The organism is Pseudomonas sp. TH43 (assembly GCF_016650635.1).
Lineage (GTDB): Bacteria > Pseudomonadota > Gammaproteobacteria > Pseudomonadales > Pseudomonadaceae > Aquipseudomonas.
The window spans coordinates 1,325,821-1,349,319 of the sequence record NZ_JAEKFI010000004.1 but is presented as its reverse complement, the minus strand read 5'-3'; the positions used below and the strand labels follow the sequence as shown (position 1 = coordinate 1,349,319).

General features: G+C 60.0%; 24 protein-coding genes and 1 other RNA gene. 13 read left to right on the top strand and 12 right to left on the bottom strand.

All coding sequences use genetic code 11. The features are described from left to right. The first annotated feature begins 138 nt into the window (after positions 1 to 138). Both hemB and ppk1 read left to right on the top strand, forming a co-directional pair. Entirely contained in the window at positions 139 to 1,152 is a 1,014-nt protein-coding gene (gene hemB, locus JFT81_RS22540) for a porphobilinogen synthase (protein ID WP_008084506.1), read from the top strand. Positions 1,153 to 1,170: 18 nt separating this feature from the next. Next, complete coding sequence (gene ppk1, locus JFT81_RS22535; protein ID WP_201229160.1) at positions 1,171 to 3,396, top strand: polyphosphate kinase 1; 2,226 nt, start codon at positions 1,171 to 1,173, stop codon at positions 3,394 to 3,396. A 189-nt stretch (positions 3,397 to 3,585) separates the two neighbouring features. Here ppk1 and ppx read toward each other — a convergent pair whose 3' ends face one another. The 5 genes from ppx to JFT81_RS22510 all read right to left on the bottom strand — a co-directional run bounded on the left by ppx (position 3,586) and on the right by JFT81_RS22510 (position 8,175). Further along, entirely contained in the window at positions 3,586 to 5,088 is a 1,503-nt protein-coding gene (gene ppx / locus JFT81_RS22530; RefSeq protein ID WP_201229159.1) for an exopolyphosphatase, read from the bottom strand. Between the two features lie 234 nt (positions 5,089 to 5,322). Continuing rightward, positions 5,323 to 6,060 carry an amino acid ABC transporter ATP-binding protein gene (locus JFT81_RS22525; RefSeq protein ID WP_201229158.1) on the bottom strand — a complete coding sequence of 246 codons (738 nt, stop codon included), beginning with the start codon at positions 6,058 to 6,060 and terminating at the stop codon, positions 5,323 to 5,325. Continuing rightward, on the bottom strand, positions 6,047 to 6,697 hold the full coding sequence (locus tag JFT81_RS22520) for an amino acid ABC transporter permease (protein WP_201147863.1): 651 nt from the start codon (positions 6,695 to 6,697) through the stop codon (positions 6,047 to 6,049). Before JFT81_RS22520 ends, JFT81_RS22525 begins: the two co-directional genes overlap by 14 nt. Next, positions 6,694 to 7,368 (bottom strand): amino acid ABC transporter permease, encoded by a 675-nt coding sequence (locus JFT81_RS22515; RefSeq protein ID WP_201229157.1) that lies wholly within the window; start codon positions 7,366 to 7,368, stop codon positions 6,694 to 6,696. Before JFT81_RS22515 ends, JFT81_RS22520 begins: the two co-directional genes overlap by 4 nt. Positions 7,369 to 7,389: 21 nt before the next feature. Then, positions 7,390 to 8,175 carry a transporter substrate-binding domain-containing protein gene (locus JFT81_RS22510; RefSeq protein ID WP_201229156.1) on the bottom strand — a complete coding sequence of 262 codons (786 nt, stop codon included), beginning with the start codon at positions 8,173 to 8,175 and terminating at the stop codon, positions 7,390 to 7,392. Positions 8,176 to 8,431: 256 nt separating this feature from the next. On the opposite strand from JFT81_RS22510, the gene JFT81_RS22505 reads away from it, so the two are divergent. From JFT81_RS22505 to JFT81_RS22475, 7 genes are all read left to right on the top strand, one after another. After that, entirely contained in the window at positions 8,432 to 9,139 is a 708-nt protein-coding gene (locus JFT81_RS22505; protein ID WP_201229155.1) for a FadR/GntR family transcriptional regulator, read from the top strand. Positions 9,140 to 9,259: 120 nt separating this feature from the next. Beyond that, the gene (gene trxA, locus JFT81_RS22500; protein WP_003206727.1) at positions 9,260 to 9,589 is read left to right on the top strand and encodes a thioredoxin TrxA; all 330 of its coding nucleotides are present in this window, start codon (positions 9,260 to 9,262) and stop codon (positions 9,587 to 9,589) included. A 249-nt stretch (positions 9,590 to 9,838) separates the two neighbouring features. Next, a complete protein-coding gene (rho, locus tag JFT81_RS22495) occupies positions 9,839 to 11,098 on the top strand; it encodes a transcription termination factor Rho (RefSeq protein WP_003229334.1) in 1,260 nt (419 codons plus the stop codon). 199 nt (positions 11,099 to 11,297) lie between these two features. After that, positions 11,298 to 13,295, top strand: a complete 1,998-nt coding sequence (locus JFT81_RS22490; RefSeq protein WP_201229154.1) for an acyltransferase family protein — start codon at positions 11,298 to 11,300, stop codon at positions 13,293 to 13,295. 69 nt (positions 13,296 to 13,364) lie between these two features. After that, entirely contained in the window at positions 13,365 to 14,831 is a 1,467-nt protein-coding gene (gene ubiD, locus JFT81_RS22485) for a 4-hydroxy-3-polyprenylbenzoate decarboxylase (protein WP_008081413.1), read from the top strand. Next, positions 14,831 to 15,799, top strand: a complete 969-nt coding sequence (locus tag JFT81_RS22480; protein WP_201229152.1) for a CDP-6-deoxy-delta-3,4-glucoseen reductase — start codon at positions 14,831 to 14,833, stop codon at positions 15,797 to 15,799. Before ubiD ends, JFT81_RS22480 begins: the two co-directional genes overlap by 1 nt. Positions 15,800 to 16,021: 222 nt before the next feature. Then, positions 16,022 to 16,690 (top strand): gamma-glutamylcyclotransferase, encoded by a 669-nt coding sequence (locus JFT81_RS22475; protein WP_201229150.1) that lies wholly within the window; start codon positions 16,022 to 16,024, stop codon positions 16,688 to 16,690. On the opposite strand, the gene glpT is transcribed toward JFT81_RS22475, so the two are convergent. Beyond that, a complete protein-coding gene (gene glpT, locus JFT81_RS22470) occupies positions 16,666 to 18,015 on the bottom strand; it encodes a glycerol-3-phosphate transporter (protein ID WP_201229148.1) in 1,350 nt (449 codons plus the stop codon). The two genes, JFT81_RS22475 and glpT, sit on opposite strands and share 25 nt — an antisense overlap. Positions 18,016 to 18,239: 224 nt before the next feature. On the opposite strand from glpT, the gene JFT81_RS22465 reads away from it, so the two are divergent. Next, positions 18,240 to 18,869, top strand: a complete 630-nt coding sequence (locus JFT81_RS22465) for a flagellar basal body-associated protein FliL (protein ID WP_201198769.1) — start codon at positions 18,240 to 18,242, stop codon at positions 18,867 to 18,869. Between the two features lie 6 nt (positions 18,870 to 18,875). Here JFT81_RS22465 and JFT81_RS22460 read toward each other — a convergent pair whose 3' ends face one another. Next, complete coding sequence (locus JFT81_RS22460; protein WP_201229146.1) at positions 18,876 to 19,853, bottom strand: NADPH:quinone oxidoreductase family protein; 978 nt, start codon at positions 19,851 to 19,853, stop codon at positions 18,876 to 18,878. Positions 19,854 to 20,003: 150 nt separating this feature from the next. On the opposite strand from JFT81_RS22460, the gene JFT81_RS22455 reads away from it, so the two are divergent. Further along, the gene (locus JFT81_RS22455) at positions 20,004 to 20,411 is read left to right on the top strand and encodes a flagellar basal body-associated protein FliL (protein WP_201147854.1); all 408 of its coding nucleotides are present in this window, start codon (positions 20,004 to 20,006) and stop codon (positions 20,409 to 20,411) included. 141 nt (positions 20,412 to 20,552) lie between these two features. Here JFT81_RS22455 and JFT81_RS22450 read toward each other — a convergent pair whose 3' ends face one another. Next, on the bottom strand, positions 20,553 to 21,005 hold the full coding sequence (locus tag JFT81_RS22450) for an EVE domain-containing protein (RefSeq protein WP_201229144.1): 453 nt from the start codon (positions 21,003 to 21,005) through the stop codon (positions 20,553 to 20,555). A gap of 196 nt (positions 21,006 to 21,201) precedes the next feature. Here JFT81_RS22450 and JFT81_RS22445 point away from each other — a divergent pair, with 196 nt between their 5' ends. Further along, on the top strand, positions 21,202 to 21,357 hold the full coding sequence (locus JFT81_RS22445; RefSeq protein WP_008081430.1) for a hypothetical protein: 156 nt from the start codon (positions 21,202 to 21,204) through the stop codon (positions 21,355 to 21,357). A gap of 34 nt (positions 21,358 to 21,391) precedes the next feature. Here JFT81_RS22445 and JFT81_RS22440 read toward each other — a convergent pair whose 3' ends face one another. From JFT81_RS22440 to JFT81_RS22425, 4 genes are all read right to left on the bottom strand, one after another. Continuing rightward, entirely contained in the window at positions 21,392 to 21,997 is a 606-nt protein-coding gene (locus JFT81_RS22440) for a 5-formyltetrahydrofolate cyclo-ligase (protein WP_201229141.1), read from the bottom strand. A gap of 78 nt (positions 21,998 to 22,075) precedes the next feature. Continuing rightward, a non-coding RNA gene (ssrS, locus tag JFT81_RS22435) (6S RNA) lies at positions 22,076 to 22,254 on the bottom strand. Positions 22,255 to 22,284: 30 nt separating this feature from the next. Further along, the gene (locus JFT81_RS22430; RefSeq protein WP_034151990.1) at positions 22,285 to 22,602 is read right to left on the bottom strand and encodes a cell division protein ZapA; all 318 of its coding nucleotides are present in this window, start codon (positions 22,600 to 22,602) and stop codon (positions 22,285 to 22,287) included. Next, positions 22,599 to 22,808 (bottom strand): TIGR02449 family protein, encoded by a 210-nt coding sequence (locus JFT81_RS22425; protein ID WP_016985919.1) that lies wholly within the window; start codon positions 22,806 to 22,808, stop codon positions 22,599 to 22,601. Before JFT81_RS22425 ends, JFT81_RS22430 begins: the two co-directional genes overlap by 4 nt. A gap of 118 nt (positions 22,809 to 22,926) precedes the next feature. On the opposite strand from JFT81_RS22425, the gene JFT81_RS22420 reads away from it, so the two are divergent. Continuing rightward, complete coding sequence (locus JFT81_RS22420; protein WP_201229139.1) at positions 22,927 to 23,487, top strand: YecA family protein; 561 nt, start codon at positions 22,927 to 22,929, stop codon at positions 23,485 to 23,487. Positions 23,488 to 23,499: the final 12 nt, after the last annotated feature.

Below are 23,499 nucleotides of genomic sequence, written 5' to 3'. Positions count from 1 at the left end.
GTCTCGACGTGAACAATTCCTACACTGAGAATGGAATGCGGCTACGTGTCACGGGTCTCACGCAACTGTCATCTGTTAGTCATAATGGCCGTCTATAACTGTCACGCTCGCCCGTTTGCGCGGGCTCAGGAGTCCGCCGTGAGCTTTACCCCCGCCAACCGTTTGTTCCCTGCAACCCGCCTGCGGCGCAATCGTCGTGACGATTTTTCGCGTCGGCTGGTGCGGGAAAATGTGCTGACGGTCGATGACTTGATCCTGCCGGTGTTCGTGCTCGACGGTGAAAACCGCCGCGAAGCCGTGGCGTCGATGCCGGGCGTAGAGCGCTTGACCATCGACCTGCTGCTTGAAGAAGCGGCGAAATGGGTCGAGCTGGGGATTCCGGCGCTGGCGCTGTTCCCGGTGACGCCTCCTGAACTCAAATCCCTCGACGCTGCCGAAGCCTGGAACCCCGAAGGCATTGCCCAGCGCGCGACCCGCGCCCTGCGTGAGCGCTTCCCGGAACTGGGGGTGATCACCGACGTCGCCCTCGACCCGTTCACCACTCATGGTCAGGACGGTATTCTCGACGAAGAAGGCTACGTGCAGAACGACATCACCGTCGACGCACTGGTGCGCCAGGCCCTGTCCCACGCCGAAGCCGGCGCGCAGGTTGTTGCACCGTCGGACATGATGGACGGTCGCATTCAAGCCATCCGTGAAGCGCTGGAAATCGCCGGTCACGTCAACGTGCGGATCATGGCCTACTCGGCCAAGTACGCCAGCGCCTATTACGGCCCGTTCCGCGATGCTGTGGGCTCGGCGTCGAATCTTGGCAAAGCGAACAAGGCTTCTTATCAGATGGACCCGGCCAACAGCGACGAAGCGCTGCACGAAGTCGGTGCGGACTTGTCTGAAGGCGCGGACATGGTCATGGTCAAGCCGGGCATGCCATACCTGGACATTCTTTTCCGGGTAAAAGATGCCTTCAAAGTGCCGACCTTCGTCTATCAGGTTAGCGGCGAATACGCCATGCACATGGCGGCGATCCAGAATGGCTGGTTGAGCGAGGCGGTGATTCTTGAATCACTGACCGCCTTTAAACGTGCCGGCGCTGATGGCATCCTGACTTACTTTGCTGTCCGTGCCGCTCAATTGTTACGAGAGCAGAAATAGCCCTCCCAGGAACATTCAATGAATACCGAAGGACTCACTGAAGTTGCAGTAAAAGAAGCTCAGCCGGTGGTGGAGCAAATCACCGAAACCCCGCCGGAGCTGGAGCCTGCGCCACCCGCGCCGGTGGCCGAAACCGCTGCGGCGGTGCCGGCGATTGCCATTCCGGGCCTGGATGACAGCAGCCTGTATATCCACCGCGAGCTCTCGCAACTGCAATTCAACATCCGCGTGCTGGAACAGGCGCTGGACGAGTCCTATCCGTTGCTGGAGCGGCTGAAGTTCCTGCTGATCTTCTCCAGCAACCTCGATGAATTCTTCGAAATCCGTGTTGCCGGCCTGAAAAAGCAGATCACCTTCGCCCGTGAACAGGCCGGTGCCGATGGCTTGCAGCCGCATCAAGCGTTGGCGCGAATCAGCGAGCTGGTGCACGGTCACGTTGATCGTCAATACGCGATCCTCAACGACATCCTGCTGCCGGAGCTGGAAAAGCATCAGGTGCGCTTCATCCGTCGCCGTAACTGGACGACCAAGCTCAAGACCTGGGTGCGCCGCTATTTCCGCGACGAGATCGCACCGATCATCACCCCGATCGGCCTCGACCCGACGCACCCGTTCCCGTTGCTGGTGAACAAGAGCCTGAACTTCATCGTTGAACTCGAAGGCATCGACGCTTTCGGTCGCGACTCCGGTCTGGCGATTATTCCGGCGCCGCGTCTGCTGCCACGAATCATCAAGGTGCCGGAAGAGGTTGGCGGCGCTGGCGACAACTACGTGTTCCTCTCGTCGATGATTCACGCGCACGCCGATGACCTGTTCCAAGGCATGAAGGTAAAAGGCTGCTACCAGTTCCGTCTGACCCGAAACGCCGACCTCGCGCTCGATTCCGAAGACGTCGAAGACCTCGCCCGCGCGCTGCGTGGCGAGTTGTTCTCGCGTCGTTACGGTGATGCGGTACGTCTGGAGGTCGCCGACACCTGCCCGAAACATTTGTCGGACTACCTGCTCAAGCAGTTCAACCTGAGCGAGACCGAGCTGTATCAGGTCAACGGCCCGGTCAACCTGACGCGACTGTTCAGCATCACCGGTCTGGACAGCCATCCGGAGCTGCAATACACGCCGTTCACCCCGCAGATCCCGAAACTGCTGCAAAACAGCGAGAACATTTTCAGCGTGGTCAGCAAACAGGACATCCTGCTGCTGCACCCGTTCGAGTCGTTCACCCCGGTGGTCGACCTGCTGCGCCAGGCGGCGAAAGACCCGCATGTCCTGGCCGTGCGCCAGACGCTTTACCGCTCCGGCGCCAACTCGGAAATCGTCGATGCGCTGGTCGATGCCGCGCGTAACGGCAAGGAAGTGACCGCGGTCATCGAGCTGCGCGCGCGCTTCGACGAAGAGTCCAACCTGCAACTGGCCAGCCGTCTGCAAGCGGCCGGTGCGGTGGTGATCTACGGCGTGGTCGGCTTCAAGACCCACGCCAAGATGATGCTCATTTTGCGTCGCGAGGCCGGAGAGATCGTGCGTTACGCGCACCTCGGCACCGGTAACTACCACGCCGGCAACGCCAAGCTCTATACCGACTACAGCCTGCTGACCTCCGACGATGCCTTGTGCGAAGACGTCGGCAAACTGTTCAGCCAGTTGATCGGCATGGGCAAGACGCTGCGCATGAAGAAGCTGTTGCACGCGCCGTTTACCCTGAAGAAGGGCATGCTCGACATGATTGCCCGCGAGACCCAGTTCGCCGTTGAAGGCAAACCGGCGCACATCATCGCCAAGTTCAACTCGCTGACCGATCCGAAGATCATCCGTGCGCTGTACAAGGCCAGCCAGTCCGGCGTGCGCATCGACCTGGTGGTGCGCGGCATGTGCTGCCTGCGTCCGGGGATTGCCGGGGTTTCGCACAACATCCATGTGCGTTCGATCATTGGCCGCTTCCTTGAGCACACGCGGGTGTTCTACTTTCTCAACGGCGGCGAGGAGCAGATGTTCCTCTCCAGCGCCGACTGGATGGAGCGCAACCTCGACAAGCGTGTGGAGACTTGCTTCCCGGTGGAAGGCAAAAAGCTGCTGACCCGCGTGAAGAAAGAGCTGGAGCTGTACCTGACCGACAACACCCACAGCTGGAGCCTGCAGTCGGATGGCCGTTACATCCGCAACACGCCAACCGGCAACCAGAACCCGCGCAGCGCGCAGGCGACGCTGCTGGAACGGTTGGGCAGCCCGATTTTGCCGGTAAGCAGCTGACCTTCAGCCCATAAAAAAGGCGATCCCACGGGATCGCCTTTTTTGTACCTGTCATGCACACAACCTGTGGCGAGGGGATTTATCCCCGTTGGGCTGCGCAGCAGGCCCCGCTTTTGATCAAGAAAGGGGCCGCTTCGCGCCCCGACGGGGATAAATCCCCTCGCCACAAAATCCCCAGTAAACAATGTCTCAGTGGACAGTGAGGATAATCCCCACCCGCGTCAGCCAATCGGCCTCGAGGCCGAAATCCGCCTGAGTCAGCTGATTCTCATCCAGCCAGTTCTCCGGGAATTCCACGTCAAGGGTGTTGCCCTTGGCGTGCAGCACCACCTGCGGCATCGTCTGTGTACCGCGAATGTGGTGGAACAGGATCGCAAAGCGTAGCAGCACACAGAGGCGGATCAGTTTGTCGCCGTCGTCGCCGAAATCGGCAAACTTGTCCTTGGGAATATTGCGGCGATGGCCGCGCACCAGCAGTGCGAGCATTTGCTGGTCTTCGCGAGAGAAGCCGGCAAGGTCCGAGTGCTCGATCAGATAAGCACCGTGCTTGTGGTAGTGATAGTGAGCGATATCAAGCCCGACTTCGTGCACTTTCGCCGCCCAACCAAGGAGTTCGCGCCAGATGCCGTCATCCAGTTCCCAGTCCACTGCTACTTGATCGAAGGCGTGCAGGGCTTTGCGCTCAACCCGTGCCGCTTGTTCCAGATCAACGTGATAGCGCTCCATCAGCGAGGTCAGGGTGCGTTCGCGCACGTCTTCGTGATGGTGACGACCGAGCAGGTCGTAGAGCACGCCTTCACGCAGCGCGCCGTCACAGTGATCCATGCGTTGCAGTTCGAGGGCGTCGAAAATCGCTTCGAGAATCGCCAGGCCAGCTGGGAAGATTGTCCGGCGATCAGGCTTGATGCCTTCGAAATCGATCTTGTCGACGTCGCCAAGCTTGAACAGGCGACGCTTGAGCCACGCCAGACCTTCGGCGTTCACTTCGCCAGTGCCGTGCCCGCCAGCCTTCAGCGCCAGGCCGATGGCGCGGATGGTGCCTGAGGAGCCGATGGCTTCATCCCAGGTCAGGCGATGCAGGGCGTGCTCAATGCTCATGATCTCCAGCCGCGCCGCCGTGTACGCCTGGGCGTAGCGGGCCGGGGTGATCTTGCCATCCTTGAAATAGCGCTGAGTGAAGCTGACACAGCCCATTTGCAGGCTTTCGCGCAATAAAGGCTCGAAACGCTGGCCGATGATGAATTCGGTACTGCCGCCGCCGATGTCGGCCACCAGACGCTTGCCCGGGGTGTCGGCGAGGGTGTGCGACACACCGAGGTAGATCAGGCGCGCTTCTTCACGGCCGGAGATGACTTCCACCGGGTGGCCGAGGATTTCTTCAGCGCGGTGGATGAATTCGAGGCGGTTGCGCGCTTCACGCAAGGCGTTGGTGCCAACGATGCGCACGGCGCCGAGCGGCATGCCGTTGATCAGTTGGGCAAAGCGCTTGAGGCAATCGAGGCCGCGTTGCATCGATTCTTCGTTGAGCTTGCGCTCATCGTCGATGCCGGCAGCCAACTGAACCTTCTCGCCGAGCCGCTCGAGAATGCGGATTTCGCCGTTCTGGGCCTTGGCCACGACCATGTGAAAGCTGTTGGAGCCCAGGTCGATTGCGGCGATCAGGGACAGATTCTTGGCTTGGGATTGCGGCATGGTCAGGGGGTCTCGGTCGATAACCCCGACATCGTGCCACGATCAAACGCTGGCGCCAACGCGCATGGTTCAAACCGTTGATTCAGCGCATAAAAGCTTGAGACCGCAGCGCGGCTATTCGCGAGCAGGCTCGCTCCCACAGGTTTTGCGTCGAACACAAAATCATTTCCCGCCACAGAACCCTGTGGGAGCGAGCCTGCTCGCGAAGGCGTTCGCCCGGGCACCGCAGATCCTTCAGGCTGTCGCTTCAACGGTGCCAATAAAGTTCGCCAGCTCCGCCGTCTGCGGATTGGCAAACAACACCTTCGGATCCCCCACCTCATGCACCTTGCCATGGTGCATGAACACCAATTTATCGCCGACCTCGCGGGCAAAGCGCATTTCGTGGGTGACCATGATCAGTGTCATGCCTTCCTTGGCCAGTTGCCGCACCACGCTGAGCACTTCGTTGACCAGTTCCGGGTCGAGCGCCGAGGTGATCTCGTCGCACAGCAGCACCTTTGGCGACATCGCCAACGCGCGCGCAATCGCTACCCGTTGCTGTTGGCCGCCGGACAACCGATCCGGGAAGGCGTCAAATTTTTCCCCCAGGCCGACCCGTTCGAGCATCTCGCGCGCCAGTTCCGCTGCCTTGGCTTTCGGCACTTTCTGCACCACTTGCGGTGCAAGCATGACGTTTTCGCCAACGGTCAGGTGCGGGAACAAGTTGAACTGCTGAAAGACCATGCCGACTTTCTGCCGCAGGCTGCGCAGGTCGGCGCGGGCGGCGTCGAGATACTCGCCGTCGACTTCAATCACGCCGTCGTTGATCGACTCCAGGCCATTAAGCGTGCGCAGCAAGGTCGATTTGCCCGAGCCGCTGCGGCCGATGATCGCCACCACCTGGCCTTCCTCGACGGTCAGGTCGATGCCTTTGAGCACATGGTGATCGCCGTAGTATTTATGCAGGGCGGAAATTCTAAGCAGAGGCATGCAGTCTCCTTTCCAGGTAGCGCGCACTGAGGGACAAGGGGTAGCAGAGCAGGAAGTAGCCGAGGGCGACGAGGCCATAGACCATGAACGGTTCAAACGTGGCGTTGGCGAGCATGCCGCCGGTCTTGGTCAGTTCGGTGAAGCCGATGATCGAGGTCACCGCGGTGCCCTTGACCACTTGCACCGAGAAGCCAACGGTCGGCGCCACGGCAATGCGCAGCGCTTGCGGCAGGATCACGTAGCGCAGTTGCTCCAGTGGATTCAGCGCCAGACTCGCCGAGGCTTCCCACTGGCCATTCGGAATCGACTCCACGCAACCGCGCCAGATCTCCGCCAGATACGCACTGGTGAACAAGGTCAGGGCAATCGCTGCGGCCGTCCACGGTGATATTTCGATCCCGGCCAGCGCCACGCCGAAGAACACCAGAAACAGCTGCATTAACAGTGGCGTGCCCTGAAACAGTTCGATCCAGGTGCGGGCGATATTGCTCGACACGGCGTTTTTCGAGATGCGCATGATCAGGATCAGCAGCCCGACGAGCCCGCCGCCAATAAACGCCACCAGCGACAACGCCAGTGTCCATTGCAGGCCGACGAGCAGGTTGCGCAGGATGTCCCAGAAGGTGAAATCGCTCATACGCGGCTCCCGCTTCGGCTGATGTAGCGACGGCCGATCCAGTTCAGCAACTGGCGGATCAGCAGCGCCATGCACAGGTAGATCAGCGTGGTCAGCGCGTAGGTTTCAAAGGCGCGGAAGTTGCGCGACTGAATAAAATTGGCGGCAAAGCTCAACTCTTCGGTAGCGATCTGCGAACACACCGCCGAACCGAGCATGACGATGATGATCTGGCTGCTCAGCGCCGGCCAGACCTTGCCCAACGCCGGCAGCAGCACCACGTGGCGGAACGCCTCGAAACGCGTCATCGCCAGTGCCGCCGCCGCTTCCAGTTGCCCGCGCGGGATCGCTTGAATGCCGGCGCGGATAATCTCGGTCGAGTACGCGCCGAGGTTGATCACCATCGCCAGCACCGCCGCTTGCCACTCGGAAATCTGCAGGCCAAGCGAGGGCAGACCGAAGAAGATGAAGAACAGTTGCACCAGAAACGGTGTATTGCGGATCAACTCGACGTAGACGCCGAAGATCGTCGAGAACGGGCGGATCTCCCACGCCCGTACCAGCGCTCCGACAATACCCACGCCCACCCCGAGCAGCGCGCCGATGGCCGTCAGTTCAAGGGTGAACAGTGCTCCGCGCAGCAGCAGGTCGGTGTTTTCCAGCACCGGCATGAAATCAAACTGATAAGCCATGAAGGTCTCCCGCGCAGTCGATCAGAGATCGGCCGGCAGCGGCTCTTTCAGCCAGGTCTGCGAGTTCTTTTCCAGAGCGCCGTCAGCCTTGGCGGTGGTCAGGATGTCGTTGACCTTGGCCAGCAGGGCGGCTTCGTTCTTGTTCACGCCAACGTAAACCGGCGAATCCTTGAGCTTCACTTTCAGCGCCGGCACACGTTTCGGGTTCTTTTCGCTGATTGCGACCATCACCACGTTGCCGCTGGCGATCAGGTCGACCTGCCCGGCGAGATAAGCGGCGATGGTCGAGTTGTTGTCTTCGAAGCGCTTGATGGTCACGCCTTCCGGGGCGACTTTGCTCAGCTCGATGTCTTCGATGGCGCCACGGGTGACGCTGATGGTTTTGCCCTTGAGGTCGTCGAGGCTGGCGATCGCCGCGTCTGGCGGGCCGAACACGGCGAGGTAAAACGGTGCGTAGGCGCGGGAGAAGTCGATGACTTTCTCGCGCTCCGGGTTTTTGCCGAGGCTGGAAATCACCAGGTCGACTTTGCCGGTGGTCAGAAACGGAATGCGGTTGGTGCTGTTGACCGGGGTCAGTTCGAGTTTGACCTTGAGCTGATCGGCCAGCAGTTTTGCCGTGTCGATGTCCAGGCCACGGGGTTTCATGTCCGGGCCGACCGAGCCGAACGGCGGGAAGTCCTGGGGTACGGCGACTTTCAGCGTGCCGCGTTTGACCACGTCGTCGAGACCGTCGGCATGAGCGGGGGCCTGGCACAGCAGCAGGCCGGCAAACAGGGAAGCGAGGAGGGCGCTGTAACGCTGGGTCATGGACAATCTCCGGATCGGCGGGAAGTGAATGCTGCGATCGGACAGAGCACGGGCCGTGCCAATACGCTGCTTTTGCCCCGGAAAGCCCCAGTTTCAGCGGACTTGTTCGGTCTTACTGGTCTGAACAGTCAGGTTGTTTTTCGCACTGCCATGGCGCACCGGGCGGATTCGCCGAACCCCGCTGGGGCACGACTTGCCGGACTCGGCGAATAGCTTTACAACTAGCCGCACATTGGCCTGACGCGTCTGAACAACCATGAATTCGATTTCCCGTGCGGTACCCGAAGTGGCGCTGCAAGCGATCCGCAAACTGATCACCGAACAGGGTTTCGGCGCGGGCGACGCCTTGCCGTCGCAACGCGATCTGGCCCTGCAGTTGGGCGTCAGCCGGGCTTCACTGCGTGAAGCACTGTCGTCGCTGAGCGCGTTGGGTGTGGTCAGCATTCAGCCGGGCAAGGGTGTTTTCGTGCAGTCACCGGTGGAGTTGTCGCGCGGTGAGAACGCTCCGGGCTGGTCCTTCGCGGCGCAGGCGTCACCGCTGGATATCTTTCAATTGCGCTATGCGCTGGAAGGCTTTGCCGCCGGGCTGGCGTCGATGACGCTGAGCACGTTCGATCTGGATGCGCTGGAGGACAACGTGGCGGCGATGCGCGAGCAATTGCGCAATGCAGACTTCGAAGCGGCGGCGAAGCTGGACTTCGAATTCCACCGGCGAATCCTGCTGGCCAGCGGCAATCAGGCGATGCTGAGCATCCTCACCAACAGCGCCGAGATGTTTCTGGAGAGTCAGAAACTACCGTTCATCCGTGCCGAACGCGCCATGGAAACCTGGCAGGAACACCGCAAGATCCTCCGCGCGCTCGCACGCCGGTCCTCCGGGGCCGCGCAAAAAGCCATGCAGGAACACGTGCGCAACGCTGCCCTTCGTACTGGAATCGCCTTTACCGCCCCCGCCACGGCGTGACTTGAGCTATACCCAAACTCATGGGGCACCATAGCAAGACTCAATCATCTGCGGCTTCCTGAACAGGGGAAGGGCGGCTATGATGGGCCACGTTTTTTTGCTTACAACCTGGAGAATTCCATGAGCAGCGATCTTATCAAACACGTTAGCGACGCTAGCTTCGAAGCCGACGTACTCAAGGCCGAAGGCGCTGTCCTGGTCGATTACTGGGCTGAATGGTGCGGTCCTTGCAAAATGATCGCTCCGGTTCTGGACGAGATTGCCGAGACTTACAAAGGCAAGCTGACCGTTGCCAAACTGAACATCGACGAAAATCAGGAAACCCCGGCCAAGCACGGCGTGCGTGGTATCCCGACGCTGATGCTGTTCAAGAACGGCAACGTTGAAGCGACCAAGGTCGGCGCTCTGTCGAAGTCGCAACTGGCCGCTTTCCTCGACGCCAACATCTAAGCGTCGCTGTAAAGAGCCGGAAAAAAAGCCCCGCAAATAGCGGGGCTTTTTGCGTATTCAGGGCTAGACGCTCCGAAACTCAGGTGGTACATTCGGCCCCGCACTGGTTTCTCCAATGCCCCCTGCTAGCCGTCGCCGACGCACTCCTTTTCGAATAAGTACGCGATCCTGTCGCCTTCTCTGCGGCGCGGCCTCATTAAGCCAAAAGCTTAATTTCCCCCCCTCCATAAATGATTACGTCATTCCTATATGAATCTGACTGAACTCAAGCAAAAGCCGATTACCGAACTGCTCGAATTGGCCGAACAGATGGGCATAGAAAATATGGCCCGTTCGCGCAAGCAGGACGTGATTTTCTCCCTGCTGAAAAAGCACGCGAAAAGCGGCGAGGAAATCTCCGGTGATGGCGTGCTGGAGATTCTCCAGGACGGCTTCGGCTTCCTGCGCTCCGCTGACGCTTCCTATCTGGCCGGCCCGGACGATATTTACGTCTCGCCAAGCCAGATCCGCCGTTTCAACTTGCGCACCGGTGACACCATCGTTGGCAAGATCCGCCCTCCGAAGGAAGGCGAGCGGTATTTCGCCCTGCTCAAGGTCGACACGATCAACTTCGATCGTCCCGAGAACGCGAAAAACAAGATTCTCTTCGAGAACCTGACCCCGCTGTTCCCGACCGTGCGCATGAAGATGGAAGCCGGTAACGGTTCCACCGAAGACTTGACCGGTCGCGTGATCGACCTGTGCGCCCCGATCGGCAAAGGCCAGCGTGGTCTGATCGTGGCACCGCCGAAAGCCGGTAAAACGATCATGCTGCAAAACATCGCAGCGAACATCGCCCGTAACAACCCTGAAGTTCACCTGATCGTGCTGCTGATCGACGAGCGTCCGGAAGAAGTAACCGAAATGCAGCGCACCGTGCGCGGCGAAGTGGTTGCCTCGACTTTCGACGAGCCGCCGACCCGTCACGTACAGGTTGCCGAAATGGTGATCGAGAAGGCCAAGCGCCTGGTCGAACACAAGAAAGACGTGGTGATCCTGCTCGACTCCATCACCCGTCTGGCCCGTGCCTACAACACCGTGATCCCGAGCTCCGGCAAGGTATTGACCGGTGGTGTCGATGCTCACGCCCTGGAGAAGCCAAAGCGTTTCTTCGGTGCTGCGCGTAACATCGAAGAAGGCGGCTCGCTGACCATTATCGCCACCGCGCTGGTTGAAACCGGCTCGAAAATGGACGAAGTGATCTACGAAGAGTTCAAGGGTACCGGCAACATGGAGCTGCCTCTGGATCGCAAGATCGCCGAGAAGCGCGTGTTCCCTGCGATCAACATCAACCGCTCCGGCACCCGCCGTGAAGAGTTGCTGACCGCTGACGACGAACTGCAGCGCATGTGGATTCTGCGCAAGCTGCTGCACCCGATGGACGAAGTGGCTGCCATCGAGTTCCTGGTCGACAAGCTGAAAACGACCAAGACCAACGACGAGTTCTTCCTGTCGATGAAACGCAAGTAACATCGCGGCTTGAGCCGATAAAAATGGCGTCCCTCGCGGGGCGCCATTTTTTTGCCCGTTTTTTGTCCCGGCGATGGGAGGTTCTCGATCTGGTAAGGTCTGTGAGTGGGCAAAACAAGAAGCGGCATCGGTGACCTTCTCGGCCTGAGAGGTGCCTGCTGTACAAAAAACAACCATCTGATTTGGCATTAAAGATTTTATGAGCACACTCGCTTATCGAAGGGACATCGACGGCTTGCGGGCAGTCGCGGTCATCGCCGTGGTGCTGTTCCATTTTGGCGTTCCGGGGTTTACCGGCGGTTTCGTCGGCGTTGACGTGTTCTTCGTGATCTCCGGCTACCTCATCACTTCGATCATCTGGAACCAGCGTCAGGCCGGGCGTTTCAGCTTCGTCGAATTCTGGGCGCGGCGTGCGCGGCGGATTCTGCCGGCGCTGTTTGCAATGATCATCGCGGTGCTGGCAGTGGGCTGGTTCCTGCTGGCGCCCAAGGATTACGAAGAACTGGGGCGCTCGGTGCGCTATCAGGTGCTGTTCGTCTCGAACATTCTATTCATGCGCCAGGACGGCTATTTTGACGTCGCCTCTGACCTCAAACCGTTACTGCACACGTGGTCGCTGGCGGTTGAAGAGCAGTTCTACATCCTCTTTCCGCTGCTCTTGGCGGTGCTGTCGAGTCGCCTCAAGCACTGGCGGCTGGCGCTCTTCGCAATTTTGCTGGTGTCCTTCGGCTTGAGCGTGTGGGCAGTCAGTCACCACCCGGAAAAAGCCTTCTTCCTGCTGCCGATGCGCGCATGGGAACTACTCGCCGGTGCGATGCTGGCCGTGGCGCCGAAGCATGCCTGGCGCTTGAAGCCGATGGCCGCGCAACTGTTGAGCCTGCTCGGCATGGGCCTGATCCTGCTGGCGGTGTTCGGCTACAACAAATCCACGCCATTCCCCGGTGCGGCGGCGCTGCTGCCGGTGCTCGGTGTGGTGCTGCTGATTTTCGCCAATGGCCATCGCGAAACCTTCGTTGGTCAATTGTTGAGCAGTAAGGTGATGGTCGGTTTCGGCTTGATCTCCTATTCCTGGTATCTGTGGCATTGGCCGGTGTTCGTATTTTCCAGCTACGCCAGCGTCGAAGAGATCAGTGCGCTCGACAGCGTAGGATTGATTCTGCTGACACTGGTGCTGGGTTATCTGTCGTGGAAGTTCGTTGAAACGCCGTTTCGCGAGCGCCGCCTGCTCGCTGGGCGGCGGCCGATTCTGATTGCTGGCGCCTTGGGTGTGCTGGTGCTGGGGCTGGCCGGACAAACCTTGCGCTGGACCGATGGTTTGCCGTGGCGCCTGTCCGATCAGGCGCTGCAATACGCCAAGGGTCACGATTGGCGGCCGGAGCTGATGGCGTGTCTGGCGGACGACAAGACACCTGATGACAAACTGTTCTGTCATTACGGCGTGGCCGACCTGCCTGCGCAAGCGATGGTGTGGGGCGATAGTCATGCCACGGCGCTGATTCCAGTGTTCGATGACGGTGCAAAAGCCCACGATGTCAGCGTGATCCTCGCCAGTTCTCCCGGCTGTATTCCGGTGGAAGGCCTGGAACATGGCCCGGTGTGTGCGCATTTCAATCGCCGGGTCGAGCAGGCCCTGAAAGAGAAAAGCGTGAGCGATGTGGTGCTGGTCGCACGCTGGAGCCTGTACCTCTACGGCGATGCCAAGGGCGACTTGGGCCACGTGCTGAGAACCCCCGACGGTCGTTACGATCGCGCCGCTGCCGAGCAACGTCTGGCCACTGGCCTGCGCGCGCGCGTTGCGCAATTGCGGGCCAGCGGACATCGGGTCTGGTTGGTCAAAGAAGCGCCGTTGCAGGCTTTCAGCCCGCCGTATCGTTTGACGCGACTGGCGATGCTGGATCGCTCGGTCGAGGGCGTTGGTCAGCAAGCCTCTATACACCATGAACGTCAGGTGTTCATCAGCCAGTTGTTCGCTGAGCTGGCCAAAGACCCGGCAGTGCGTGTGGTCGATCCGGCACCACGGCTGTGCGATGAGCGCGGTCTGTGTCACGCCGAACTGGACGGCTACTCGTTGTACACCGATGACAATCACCTGTCGGAAGTCGGTGCACGCTTCGTGGCGCCGATCCTTGAGCCACTGTTTCTCGGCCTGCAGGCCCGGGAAAACCTTGGTAAAGCCCAGACGAATGCAGCCAAGTAAGCAGCGACAGGCTGCCACAGGGCTGCATAGCAGGTAGGATGTACGCCTATTTTGAGGGTGCCATCGTCAATGAAATTCAAGGATCTTCGGGATTTCGTGCAGCAGCTTGAGCAGCGCGGAGAGTTGAAACGCATCCAGATTCCCGTCTCGCCGGTGCTGGAGATGACTGAGGTGTGCGACCGCACGCTGCGGGCCAAGGGCCCGGCGTTGCTGTTCGAGAAGCCGACAGGCTACGACATCCCGGTGCTCGGCAACCTGTTCGGCACCCCCGAGCGGGTGGCCATGGGCATGGGCGCCGAGTCGGTCAGCGAGCTGCGCGAGATCGGCAAGCTGCTGGCCTTTCTCAAGGAGCCGGAGCCGCCGAAGGGCTTGAAGGACGCGTGGTCGAAGCTGCCGATCTTCCGCAAGATCATCTCGATGGCGCCGAAAGTCGTCAAAGACGCGGTGTGCCAGGAAGTGGTCATCGAAGGCGACGACGTCGACCTGGCGATGCTGCCGGTGCAGACCTGCTGGCCCGGCGACGTTGGCCCGCTGATCACCTGGGGCCTGACCGTCACCAAAGGCCCGAACAAGGAGCGCCAGAACCTTGGCATCTACCGTCAGCAAGTGATCGGCCGTAACAAGGTGATCATGCGCTGGCTGAGCCACCGTGGCGGCGCGCTCGACTTCCGCGAATGGTGCGAGAAGCATCCGGGCCAGCCGTTCCCGGTGTCCGTGGCTCTGGGTGCCGATCCGGCGACCATTCTTGGCGCCGTGACGCCGGTGCCGGACAGCCTCTCCGAATACGCTTTTGCCGGTCTGCTGCGCGGTAACCGAACGGAACTGGTCAAGTGCCGTGGCAACGACCTGCAAGTGCCGGCCACCGCCGAGATCATCCTTGAAGGCGTGATCCATCCGGGCGAAATGGCCGACGAAGGCCCGTACGGCGACCACACCGGTTACTACAACGAAGTCGACAGCTTCCCGGTGTTCACCGTCGAGCGCATCACCCACCGGATCAAGCCGATCTACCACAGCACCTACACCGGCCGTCCGCCGGATGAGCCGGCGATTCTCGGCGTGGCGCTGAACGAAGTGTTCGTGCCGATCCTGCAGAAGCAGTTCCCGGAGATCACCGATTTCTACCTGCCGCCGGAAGGTTGCTCTTACCGCATGGCCATCGTGACCATGAAGAAATCGTATCCGGGGCACGCCAAGCGCGTGATGCTCGGTGTCTGGTCGTTTTTGCGACAGTTCATGTACACCAAATTCGTTATCGTCACCGACGACGATATCAACGCCCGGGACTGGAATGATGTGATCTGGGCGATCACCACGCGCATGGACCCCAAGCGCGACACGGTGATGATCGATAACACGCCGATCGACTATCTCGATTTCGCCTCGCCGATTTCTGGCCTGGGTTCGAAGATGGGCCTCGATGCCACCCACAAGTGGCCGGGCGAAACCACTCGCGAGTGGGGCCGTGTGATTGTCAAGGACGACGCCGTTACCCAACGGATCGATGCCATCTGGAATCAATTAGGAATAGATTGATGCGTGTAACCCTTCAGCCCTCCGGAGCAGTGCTTGAGATACGGCCCGGTGAGCGGATTCTCGACGGTGCGCGGCGGTTGGGCTATGAATGCCCGCAAAGCTGCCGCAATGGTAATTGTCACGTGTGCGCGGCGCTGCTGGTGGAAGGCCGGGTCGAGCAGGACGGCAAGGTGCACGACCACGGCGAGTTCTACACTTGCATAGCCGAGCCGCTGGAAGACTGCATCCTGCTGTGGGATGGCGTGCTCGCGCTGGGAGAACTGCCGGTGCGCAGCCTGTCGTGTCAGGTCATCGAATGCCGCGACGTCGGCGGCGATACCTGGCGTGTGCGTTTGCGCGCACCCGCCGGCAAGCCGCCGCGTTATCACGCCGGGCAATATTTGATGATCGAGCGCGAGAACGGCGAGAAATCGGCGTTCTCCATGGCCTCGGCTCCGCATGGCGGGCGCGATCTGGAAATCCATGTGCTGGCGCGCGAAGCCAGTGCACTGAGCCTGCTCGAACAGCTGCAACGCAACCCGATGGTGCGCGTTCAGTTGCCGTTCGGTGACACGCATCTGGCGGAATTGCCCGACGGGCCGCTGGTGCTGGTCGCTGCTGGTACCGGCATGGGCCAGATTCACGCACTGATCGAACATTGCCGCGCCAACGGCTTCAAACACCCGGTGCATCTGTACTGGGGCGTGCGTCGTCCGGAAGATTTCTATGAGATCGAACATTGGGACGAATGGCTGAAGCTGCCCAATCTGTTCCTGCACAAAGTCGTCAGCGATCAGTGCGGCTGGGAAGGGCGCTGCGGCATGCTGCACGAGGCGGTCTGCGAAGACTTCCCGGATCTGAAACCGCTGCACGTCTACGCCAGCGGTTCGCCGGCCATGGTCTACGGCACACTCGACGCTTTGGTCGAGGCCGGGATGGACGCTCACCAGATGCGTGCCGACGTGTTTGCGTACGCGCCTCGCTCTTGAGCCTCGCTCTTGAGCTGCGCTGCTGATTCGTTATAACTCTCTATATAGCCGATCGGTATTTATCTAATTGGATAAATACCGCTAGGTTATATATCAATCAGGCAATCGATTAATAACTGTGCCATGGCACTTAAATTGCCTTAAAACATATGTGCCTTATTGTTACAGCGGTGCGTTCTATTAAGTAATTCTTCACCCGCGGGGAGCTGAACGCTATTCGCCATGAGTGCCATTGAAAACGCTTTTCTGAACCTGGCTTACCCTCCGCGGCTCGATCTTGGGCCGCAGCTGACGCACGAACAACTTCTCGCTTCCATGCAATCGACCATGGCGCGCCACAAGGGCGGGCCGGTGTGGCTGTTCGCCTACGGTTCGCTGATCTGGCGGCCGGAATGCACGGCGGTGGAAAGGGTGCGCGGCCGCGTGCATGGTTACCATCGCGGCTTGTACCTGTGGTCGCACGAGCATCGCGGTACGCCGGAAATGCCCGGTCTGGTGTTTGGTCTGGATCGTGGCGGTTCGTGCAGCGGCTTCGCGTATCGCTTGCCGGAAGACAATCTCGACGCGGCGCTGTACGCATTGTGGAAGCGCGAAATGCCAGTGCCATCCTATCGGCCACACTGGCTCAACTGCCGGCTCGAAGATGGCAGTCAGGTGCAGGCGTTGGGGTTTGTATTGGAGCGACACCTGCCCAGCTATGCCGGCAACTTGCCGGATCACGTGCTGAGTCAGGTGTTTGAAAGCGCTTGCGGGCGTTACGGTACCACTCGCGATTATGTCGAGCAGACCGCACACGCCCTGCGCAGCCACGCCATGCCAGACCGAAATCTGGAGGCGCGGCTCAAGCGCTGTCAATCACAGTCCGATCACGCGACTGCTTCACGGCTCTGACTGGCGACTTGCTTGTGCCACAGGGTCGGGGCCAGGAAGGCCATCGACAGCAGGCAAGCGCCCACCAGCAGCACGAACCCGCCGTCCCAGCCGAAGTGGTCAACGGTGTAGCCCATCGCCGCACTCGCCGCGACCGAACCGCCCAGATAACCAAACAGACCGGTGAAACCGGCCGCCGTGCCAGCGGCTTTTTTCGGTGCCAGTTCCAGCGCCTGCAGACCGATCAGCATCACCGGGCCGTAGATCAGGAAGCCGATCGAGAACAGCGCGATCATGTCGACGGTCGGGTTGCCAGCCGGGTTCAGCCAGTAAACCAGCGTCGCCACAGTCACCAGCGCCATGAACACCATGCCGGTCAGGCCGCGGTTGCCACGGAAGATCTTGTCCGACATCCAGCCGCACAGCAGCGTGCCCGGAATACCCGCCCACTCGTAAAAGAAGTAAGCCCAGGAAGTTTTATCGACGGTGAAACCCTTGGCTTCTTTCAGATAGGTCGGTGCCCAGTCCAGCACGCCATAGCGCAGCAGGTAGACGAAGACGTTGGCCATGGCGATGTACCAGAGCATTTTGTTGCGCAGCACGTATTTGACGAAAATTTCTTTCGCGCTGAATTCGTCTTCGTGGCTGGCGTCGTAGCCTTCCGGGTAATCGTTCTTGTACTTCTCGATTGGCGGCAGGCCCACCGATTGCGGGGTGTCGCGCATGGTGATGAAGGCAAACACCGCCACGCCCAGCGCTACCGCTGCCGGTACGTAGAAAGCCGCGTGCCAGTCGTTGAACAGGCCCATGCCGAGCAGGAACAGCGGGCCGATCAGGCCGCCACCGACGTTATGCGCCACGTTCCATACCGAGACCACGCCGCCACGTTCTTTCTGCGACCACCAGTGCACCATCGTCCGGCCACTTGGCGGCCAGCCCATGCCCTGAGCCCAGCCGTTGATGAACAGCAGTATGAACATCATGGTCACGCTGGACGTTGCCCACGGTGCGAAACCGAAAACGAACATCACCCCGGCCGACACCAACAGGCCGAAAGGCAGGAAGAAGCGCGGGTTTGAACGGTCGGACACCAGGCCCATGAGGAACTTTGACAAGCCATAGGCGATGGCAATCGCCGACATCGCCAGACCCAGATCACCGCGGCTGTAGCCTTCGTCGATCAAGTACGGCATGGCCAGCGAGAAGTTTTTGCGCAGCAGGTAATAACCCGCGTAACCAAAGAAAATACCGGCGAAGATCTGCCAGCGCAGGCGTCGGTAAGTGCTGTCTATTTTTTCTTCAGGCAATGGAGCCTGATGTGCGGCAGGTCGAAAGAAAGCAAACATTCAAGAGCTCCAAATTTCTTGTTTTGACTGCGGATGCGAATGTTACAGTTTCGTTACCGAAAATAGCACCGGTTCGCATCGCCAAAACAGCGGAAAATGTTGGAAGTCGCATGTTCTTTTACGAACCTGTCGCTCAGCTGTAAGAACAGGGCGTTTTTGTCGCCGTCACAGGGTTGTGTCATAGACTCGCCAGCAGTCACCCACTGATCGCGCAGAGAACAATGATGGCCCCGATGATTCGCAGGTTATGGCCCAGATTGCTGATGGTGGTCGCCGTCATCGCCTCTGTTCTCGCGCTGAGTTTCGCTCAGGGCGCTGCGGCGCCGGGGTTGCGCAATGCCACGGTGCTGATCGTCCGTCATGCGGAAAAACCCGCATTAGGCCCGCAACTCAATGCTCGGGGTGAAGCGCGCGCGGCCGCTTACGCTGACTACTTCACTTCATTGCAGCTGGAGGGTGAGGCCCTGACACCGCAACGCCTGATCGCCACCGCCGACAGCGCGCAAAGCATCCGCCCGCGCCAGACCTTGATCCCCTTGGCGCAACGCCTGCAACTGCCGATCGAACAACCCTTCGCCAACAACGACGTCGACAAACTGGTCAGCCTGCTGCGCAAGGACAATCAGGCGAAAACCGTGCTGATCGCCTGGCACCACGGCCACATCAATAAACTCATCGGCGCGTTCGGCGGCAATGGCCCGGCATTGATCGGCCAGCCGAAATGGCCGGTGGATGTATATGACTGGCTGATCGTTTTGCGTTTCGACGACAAGGGGCAACTGGTTGAGTCGCGAAGCGAGAAGGTGCAGGAGCAGCTGATGCCGGGCGACATGGCAGCGTCGCCCGGTCGTTGAAGCGCCTCAGCGCACCTGCACCACCACCTTGCCCACCGCCTTGCGCTGGCCGAGGTCATTGATCGCCTGCGCCGCATTGCTCAGCGGATAGACCTGCGACACCAGCGGTTTCAACTTGCCCTCGGCAAACCAGCCGAACAATTGCTGGAAGTTCGCCGCGTTGTCCTGTGGCTGGCGCTGGGCGAAGGAGCCCCAGAACACGCCAAGTACCGCCGCCCCTTTGAGCAGGGCGAGGTTGACCGGCAGCTCAGGGATGCGCCCGCTGGCGAAGCCGACCACGAGCAAGCGGCCGTTCCAGGCGATGGCGCGGATGGCCTGGTCGAACAGATCGCCACCGACCGGATCGTAAATCACATCAGCGCCCTGGCCGTCGGTGAGGCGTTTGATTTCGTCCTTGAGGCTGGTTTCGCTGTAGTTGATCAACTCGTCGGCGCCGGCAGCCTTGGCTACGGCGAGTTTCTCGGCACTGCTGGCGGCCGCAATGACGCGGGCGCCCATCGCCTTGCCGATCTCCACGGCAGCCAAACCGACACCGCCGGACGCACCGAGCACCAGCAGGGTTTCGCCCGGTTGCAGTTGGGCGCGTTGCTTGAGGGCGTGCATCGAGGTGCCGTAAGTCATGCTGAAGGCGGCAGCGATATTGAAGTCCATTGATGGCGGAATCGGCAGGACGTTATAGCCCGGCACGGCGACCTGTTCAGCGAAACTGCCCCAGCCGGTCAGGGCCATGACCCGATCGCCGACCTTGAGATGACTGACCTTTTCGCCGACTTCGCGAACCACCCCCGCGGCCTCACCGCCCGGGGAGAACGGGAAGGGCGGTTTGAACTGGTACTTGCCCTCGATGATCAGCGTGTCCGGGAAGTTGACCCCGGCGGCGTGCACGTCCAGCAGGATTTCGTTCTTTTTCGCGACAGGGCTGGCGACGTCTTCCAGCACCAGCGATTCGGCAGGGCCGAAGGCTTTGCACAGCACGGCTTTCATCAGGGCTATTCCTTTGGGAGTGATGGCCGATAAGTGTAGGTGTGTCAGTCAACGGGTCAACGAGCATGCCCGACCCTGATAGTCAGCCATAAGCTTGTGCTTGCGCGGCGGGTCGTTATGCTAGGCCGCAAACCGGATAAGGAGCGAATTGTGAAAGCGTGGATCATGTTGTTGCTGGCCCTGTCTCTGCCTGTGGCAGCGCTGGCCGAAGAGGCCAAAGAAGGCGAAGCGCCGAAGGTCAGCTATATCACCTTGAGCCCGCCGTTTGTGGGCAACTACGGGCTGGACGGCACGCCGAAGCTCAAGGTCTACAAGGCTGACGTGGCTTTGCGCGTGACCGGCGACGAGGCGAGCAAGCTGGTCAAGGCCAACGAACCGCTGATTCGTAATCAACTGGTGGCGTTGTTTACCCAGCAGTCGACCGAGGCGATGAGCAGCATCGAGGGTAAAGAGAAGCTGCGTCAGGAAGCGCTGAAGCAGACTCAGCAAGTGATGAATGACGAGACCGGCAAGCCGGTGGTTGAGGATCTGTTGTTCAACAACCTGATCATTCAGTAAGGCTTCTGCTGTCCGGGCGGGCCCCTTCGCGAGCAGGCTCGCTCCCACATGTTTCTCTGGTGTTCACAAAATCTGTGGTCACTGAAAATCCCTGTGGGAGCGAGCCTGCTCGCGAAGGCATTGTGTCAGGCGAAGGATTATTCAGGGTTTCAGGGCGATAACCGCAGCCCACTGCTCCGCTGTCACCGGCATCACCGACAACCGTGATCCCTTCTGCACCAACGGCATCTCGGCCAATGCCGTCTGCTGTTTCAGATAATCCAGCTTCAACACTCGCGCAAACGTCTCGACGTGTTCAACGTCAATCGCACTCCACGCATTCTTCTCTGGTGTCGCCTTCGGGTCGTAATAATGACTTTCCGGCTCCAGTGCGGTGGGATCCGGGTACGCCGCTTCGATTATTTTGCCAATCCCGGCAATCCCGGGCTCCGGGCAGCTGGAATGGTAGAAAAAGAATTCATCGCCCACCGCCATCGCCCGCAGGAAATTGCGCGCCTGATAGTTGCGAACCCCGTCCCAGCGCGCTTTGCCGAGCTTTTCCAGACCTTTGATCGAGAGTTCATCGGGTTCGGATTTCATTAGCCAATAGGCCATGGTTTTTGCTCCTGAGACGGTCATTGGGCAGGTTGTCGGGCAATTTTATGACAAACCGACGGTCGGTTGACGTCAGCGTTTGCGCAGCGGTTCACGTTGCCGCAAAATGCCGGCCTTTAAAGCTTGACGCTGCTGCACGGCCTACGAACGGAAACCGCTGCTGTCATCGTGTTGATGTGCCTTTGGGGGGCAATCGATGAAACGCAAACCGGATTTACTATGGACTTTGGTAATTTTGTTTGGCCTGGGCGTCGTGACCACCGGTTACGCGCAGAGTCTGTGGACAACCAAAGCTGACGCTCCAATCGAAGTCGCGCAACAGGTTCAACAGTCGACCGCGTTCAAGCGCTGAAACTGCACACCCGACGCCGCTGATCTGCGGCGTCCTATCCCGCGAAATACCACGCCTTGTCGCTGACCGTGCCTTGTAACGGTACATCCCAACTTGCCTGCGCCAAGCGTTCGACCTTCTGACATTCATGGGCCAGCCCCAGCAACGTCGGCTTGCGCCAGCTTTTGCGCCGGGCCAGATACGCCAGGCTGCGATCATAAAAACCGCCGCCCATCCCCAGTCGCCCGCCGACATCGTCAAACCCAACCAAAGGCAACAACACCAGATCCAGCGCCCAGACCTTGCGTTGCTGCGCCAGATTGGCCCGCGGCTCGAGAATGCCGAAGCGATTGGGTTTGAGTTGTTCGCCGGGACGAATCCGCTGAAAGACCATTTTGGTTCTTGGCCAGGCGCTGAGCACCGGCAGGTACGTCGCCTTGCCCCGACGCTGCGCTTCACGCAGCAGCAGGCGCGGATCGATTTCACCGTCGGTGGGCAGGTACAGGGAAATATGTTTCGCCCGGCGAAAGTGCGGGTCTTGCGCCAGTTGCCGGTACAGGCCTTTGGCCGCTTGGCGTTGTTCGCTCTTGGTCAGCGAACGGCGCGTCTTGCGCAGCAGGCGGCGAAGTTGCGGGCGGGGCAGCAGCGCGGGTTCGGTCATGGTTCGGCTTCGGCAGGTGGGACGAAAACGTACGCATAAAAAATCCGATGTCGGATTAACCGACATCGGATTCGAATCAGGCTCCCCGGATGAACCGCTGTCAACTTAGCCCTTGAACCCGAAAGTTCAAGGTGGAAGATGCAGTAGACTTTAAGGCTTTCCGTCTAGCGGACATGCACACCAGCCCAACGTGCAACTTCCAGGGTAGTGCGAATCGGCTCAGGGACATCGTCAACTGGCAAGCACCCCAGGGAGTGCCGCGAGTATACCGCAAGCGGCCAGTCGAATCAGCCCTTGGTGGTGTTCTGATCGTCGGCGAGTACCAGATCGACACGATCGAGCAAGTCGCGCACCTGTTCACGGGTCGAGCCGCTGGCCTGAATGTCCGGGCGCTCTTCTTTGTGCAAGAGGTCGTGAGTGATGTTCAGCGCGGCCATCACGGCAATGCGATCGGCGCCGATGACTTTGCCGCTGCTGCGGATCTCGCGCATCTTGCCATCCAGGTAGCGTGCGGCACTGACCAGATTGCTGCGTTCTTCCTGCGGGCAAATGATCGAATATTCTTTGTCGAGGATTTGCACGGTAACGCTATTGCTTGAACTCATGAGTCTTGCTCCAGGGCCTTGAGGCGCGAAATCATCGATTCGACCTTACGCCGGGCGATTTCGTTTTTTTCAATGAGGTGCGCGCGTTCCTCGCGCCAGGTCTTTTCCTGAGCTAGTAAGAGTGCATTTTGACTCTTTAGTTGCTCGACTCGGCCAATCAGCAGTTCGAGTCTGGCCATCAGCGCTTGCAGGTCGTTGTCTTCCATTGTGTTCACTGTCTGATGGGTTAGCTGGCGGACAGCCTTTAATAGTCTTGGCGAGTCTGTCGATGTAGGATACAAGGCCTTCATTCTAGACATAGCGCCGTCTGGCGCCTAGCTGCCCATGACCATTGCGAATTCCCCGTACCAAGCCTTTGCCACCCTGCTGACCTCCAGCGGCCACAACGTCTCGCCTGCCGAACTGCATGGCGTGCTGCTCGGACGCAGTTGCGCCGGTGCCGGCTTCGATAACGAAGGCTGGCTGATCGACGCCGCCGAACTGCTCGAAGGCGACATTCAGGACAACGTCCGCAACGCCCTGATCGGCCTGCAAGAGATGGTCAAAGGCGAGCTGACCGGCGACGACGTCACCGTTGTTCTGCTGCTGCCGACCGATGACGCGCCGCTGGCTGACCGCGCCGCTGCACTGGGCGAGTGGTGCCAGGGCTTCCTCAGCGGTTTCGGCCTGAACTGCCGCGACAGCAGCATGCTCAGCACCGAAGCCACCGAAGTGCTGCAGGATCTGGCCGCCATTTCCCAGGTGCAAGACGCCCTGGAAGAATCCGAAGACGGCGAGTCCGACTACATGGAAGTCATGGAATACCTGCGCGTCGCGCCGCTACTGCTGTTCTCGGAAACCAAGAAAGCCGACGTGCCGCCAGCCGCCAAGCCGTCGCTGCATTAATCGCGTGCCAGG

Coding starts and splice junctions, on each gene's coding strand:
- JFT81_RS22445 (WP_008081430.1), top strand. CDS start 21,202: ATGAAACGCAAACCGGATTTACTATGGACTTTGGTAATTTTGTTTGGC.
- JFT81_RS22460 (WP_201229146.1), bottom strand. CDS start 19,853: ATGAAAGCCGTGCTGTGCAAAGCCTTCGGCCCTGCCGAATCGCTGGTG.
- JFT81_RS22505 (WP_201229155.1), top strand. CDS start 8,432: ATGAATTCGATTTCCCGTGCGGTACCCGAAGTGGCGCTGCAAGCGATC.
- JFT81_RS22430 (WP_034151990.1), bottom strand. CDS start 22,602: ATGAGTTCAAGCAATAGCGTTACCGTGCAAATCCTCGACAAAGAATAT.
- glpT (WP_201229148.1), bottom strand. CDS start 18,015: ATGTTTGCTTTCTTTCGACCTGCCGCACATCAGGCTCCATTGCCTGAA.
- JFT81_RS22450 (WP_201229144.1), bottom strand. CDS start 21,005: ATGGCCTATTGGCTAATGAAATCCGAACCCGATGAACTCTCGATCAAA.
- JFT81_RS22490 (WP_201229154.1), top strand. CDS start 11,298: ATGAGCACACTCGCTTATCGAAGGGACATCGACGGCTTGCGGGCAGTC.
- JFT81_RS22525 (WP_201229158.1), bottom strand. CDS start 6,060: ATGCCTCTGCTTAGAATTTCCGCCCTGCATAAATACTACGGCGATCAC.
- JFT81_RS22440 (WP_201229141.1), bottom strand. CDS start 21,997: ATGACCGAACCCGCGCTGCTGCCCCGCCCGCAACTTCGCCGCCTGCTG.
- JFT81_RS22515 (WP_201229157.1), bottom strand. CDS start 7,368: ATGGCTTATCAGTTTGATTTCATGCCGGTGCTGGAAAACACCGACCTG.
- ubiD (WP_008081413.1), top strand. CDS start 13,365: ATGAAATTCAAGGATCTTCGGGATTTCGTGCAGCAGCTTGAGCAGCGC.
- JFT81_RS22480 (WP_201229152.1), top strand. CDS start 14,831: ATGCGTGTAACCCTTCAGCCCTCCGGAGCAGTGCTTGAGATACGGCCC.
- trxA (WP_003206727.1), top strand. CDS start 9,260: ATGAGCAGCGATCTTATCAAACACGTTAGCGACGCTAGCTTCGAAGCC.
- JFT81_RS22475 (WP_201229150.1), top strand. CDS start 16,022: ATGAGTGCCATTGAAAACGCTTTTCTGAACCTGGCTTACCCTCCGCGG.
- JFT81_RS22510 (WP_201229156.1), bottom strand. CDS start 8,175: ATGACCCAGCGTTACAGCGCCCTCCTCGCTTCCCTGTTTGCCGGCCTG.
- JFT81_RS22420 (WP_201229139.1), top strand. CDS start 22,927: ATGACCATTGCGAATTCCCCGTACCAAGCCTTTGCCACCCTGCTGACC.
- JFT81_RS22520 (WP_201147863.1), bottom strand. CDS start 6,697: ATGAGCGATTTCACCTTCTGGGACATCCTGCGCAACCTGCTCGTCGGC.
- rho (WP_003229334.1), top strand. CDS start 9,839: ATGAATCTGACTGAACTCAAGCAAAAGCCGATTACCGAACTGCTCGAA.
- JFT81_RS22465 (WP_201198769.1), top strand. CDS start 18,240: ATGGCCCCGATGATTCGCAGGTTATGGCCCAGATTGCTGATGGTGGTC.
- JFT81_RS22425 (WP_016985919.1), bottom strand. CDS start 22,808: ATGGAAGACAACGACCTGCAAGCGCTGATGGCCAGACTCGAACTGCTG.
- ppk1 (WP_201229160.1), top strand. CDS start 1,171: ATGAATACCGAAGGACTCACTGAAGTTGCAGTAAAAGAAGCTCAGCCG.
- ppx (WP_201229159.1), bottom strand. CDS start 5,088: ATGCCGCAATCCCAAGCCAAGAATCTGTCCCTGATCGCCGCAATCGAC.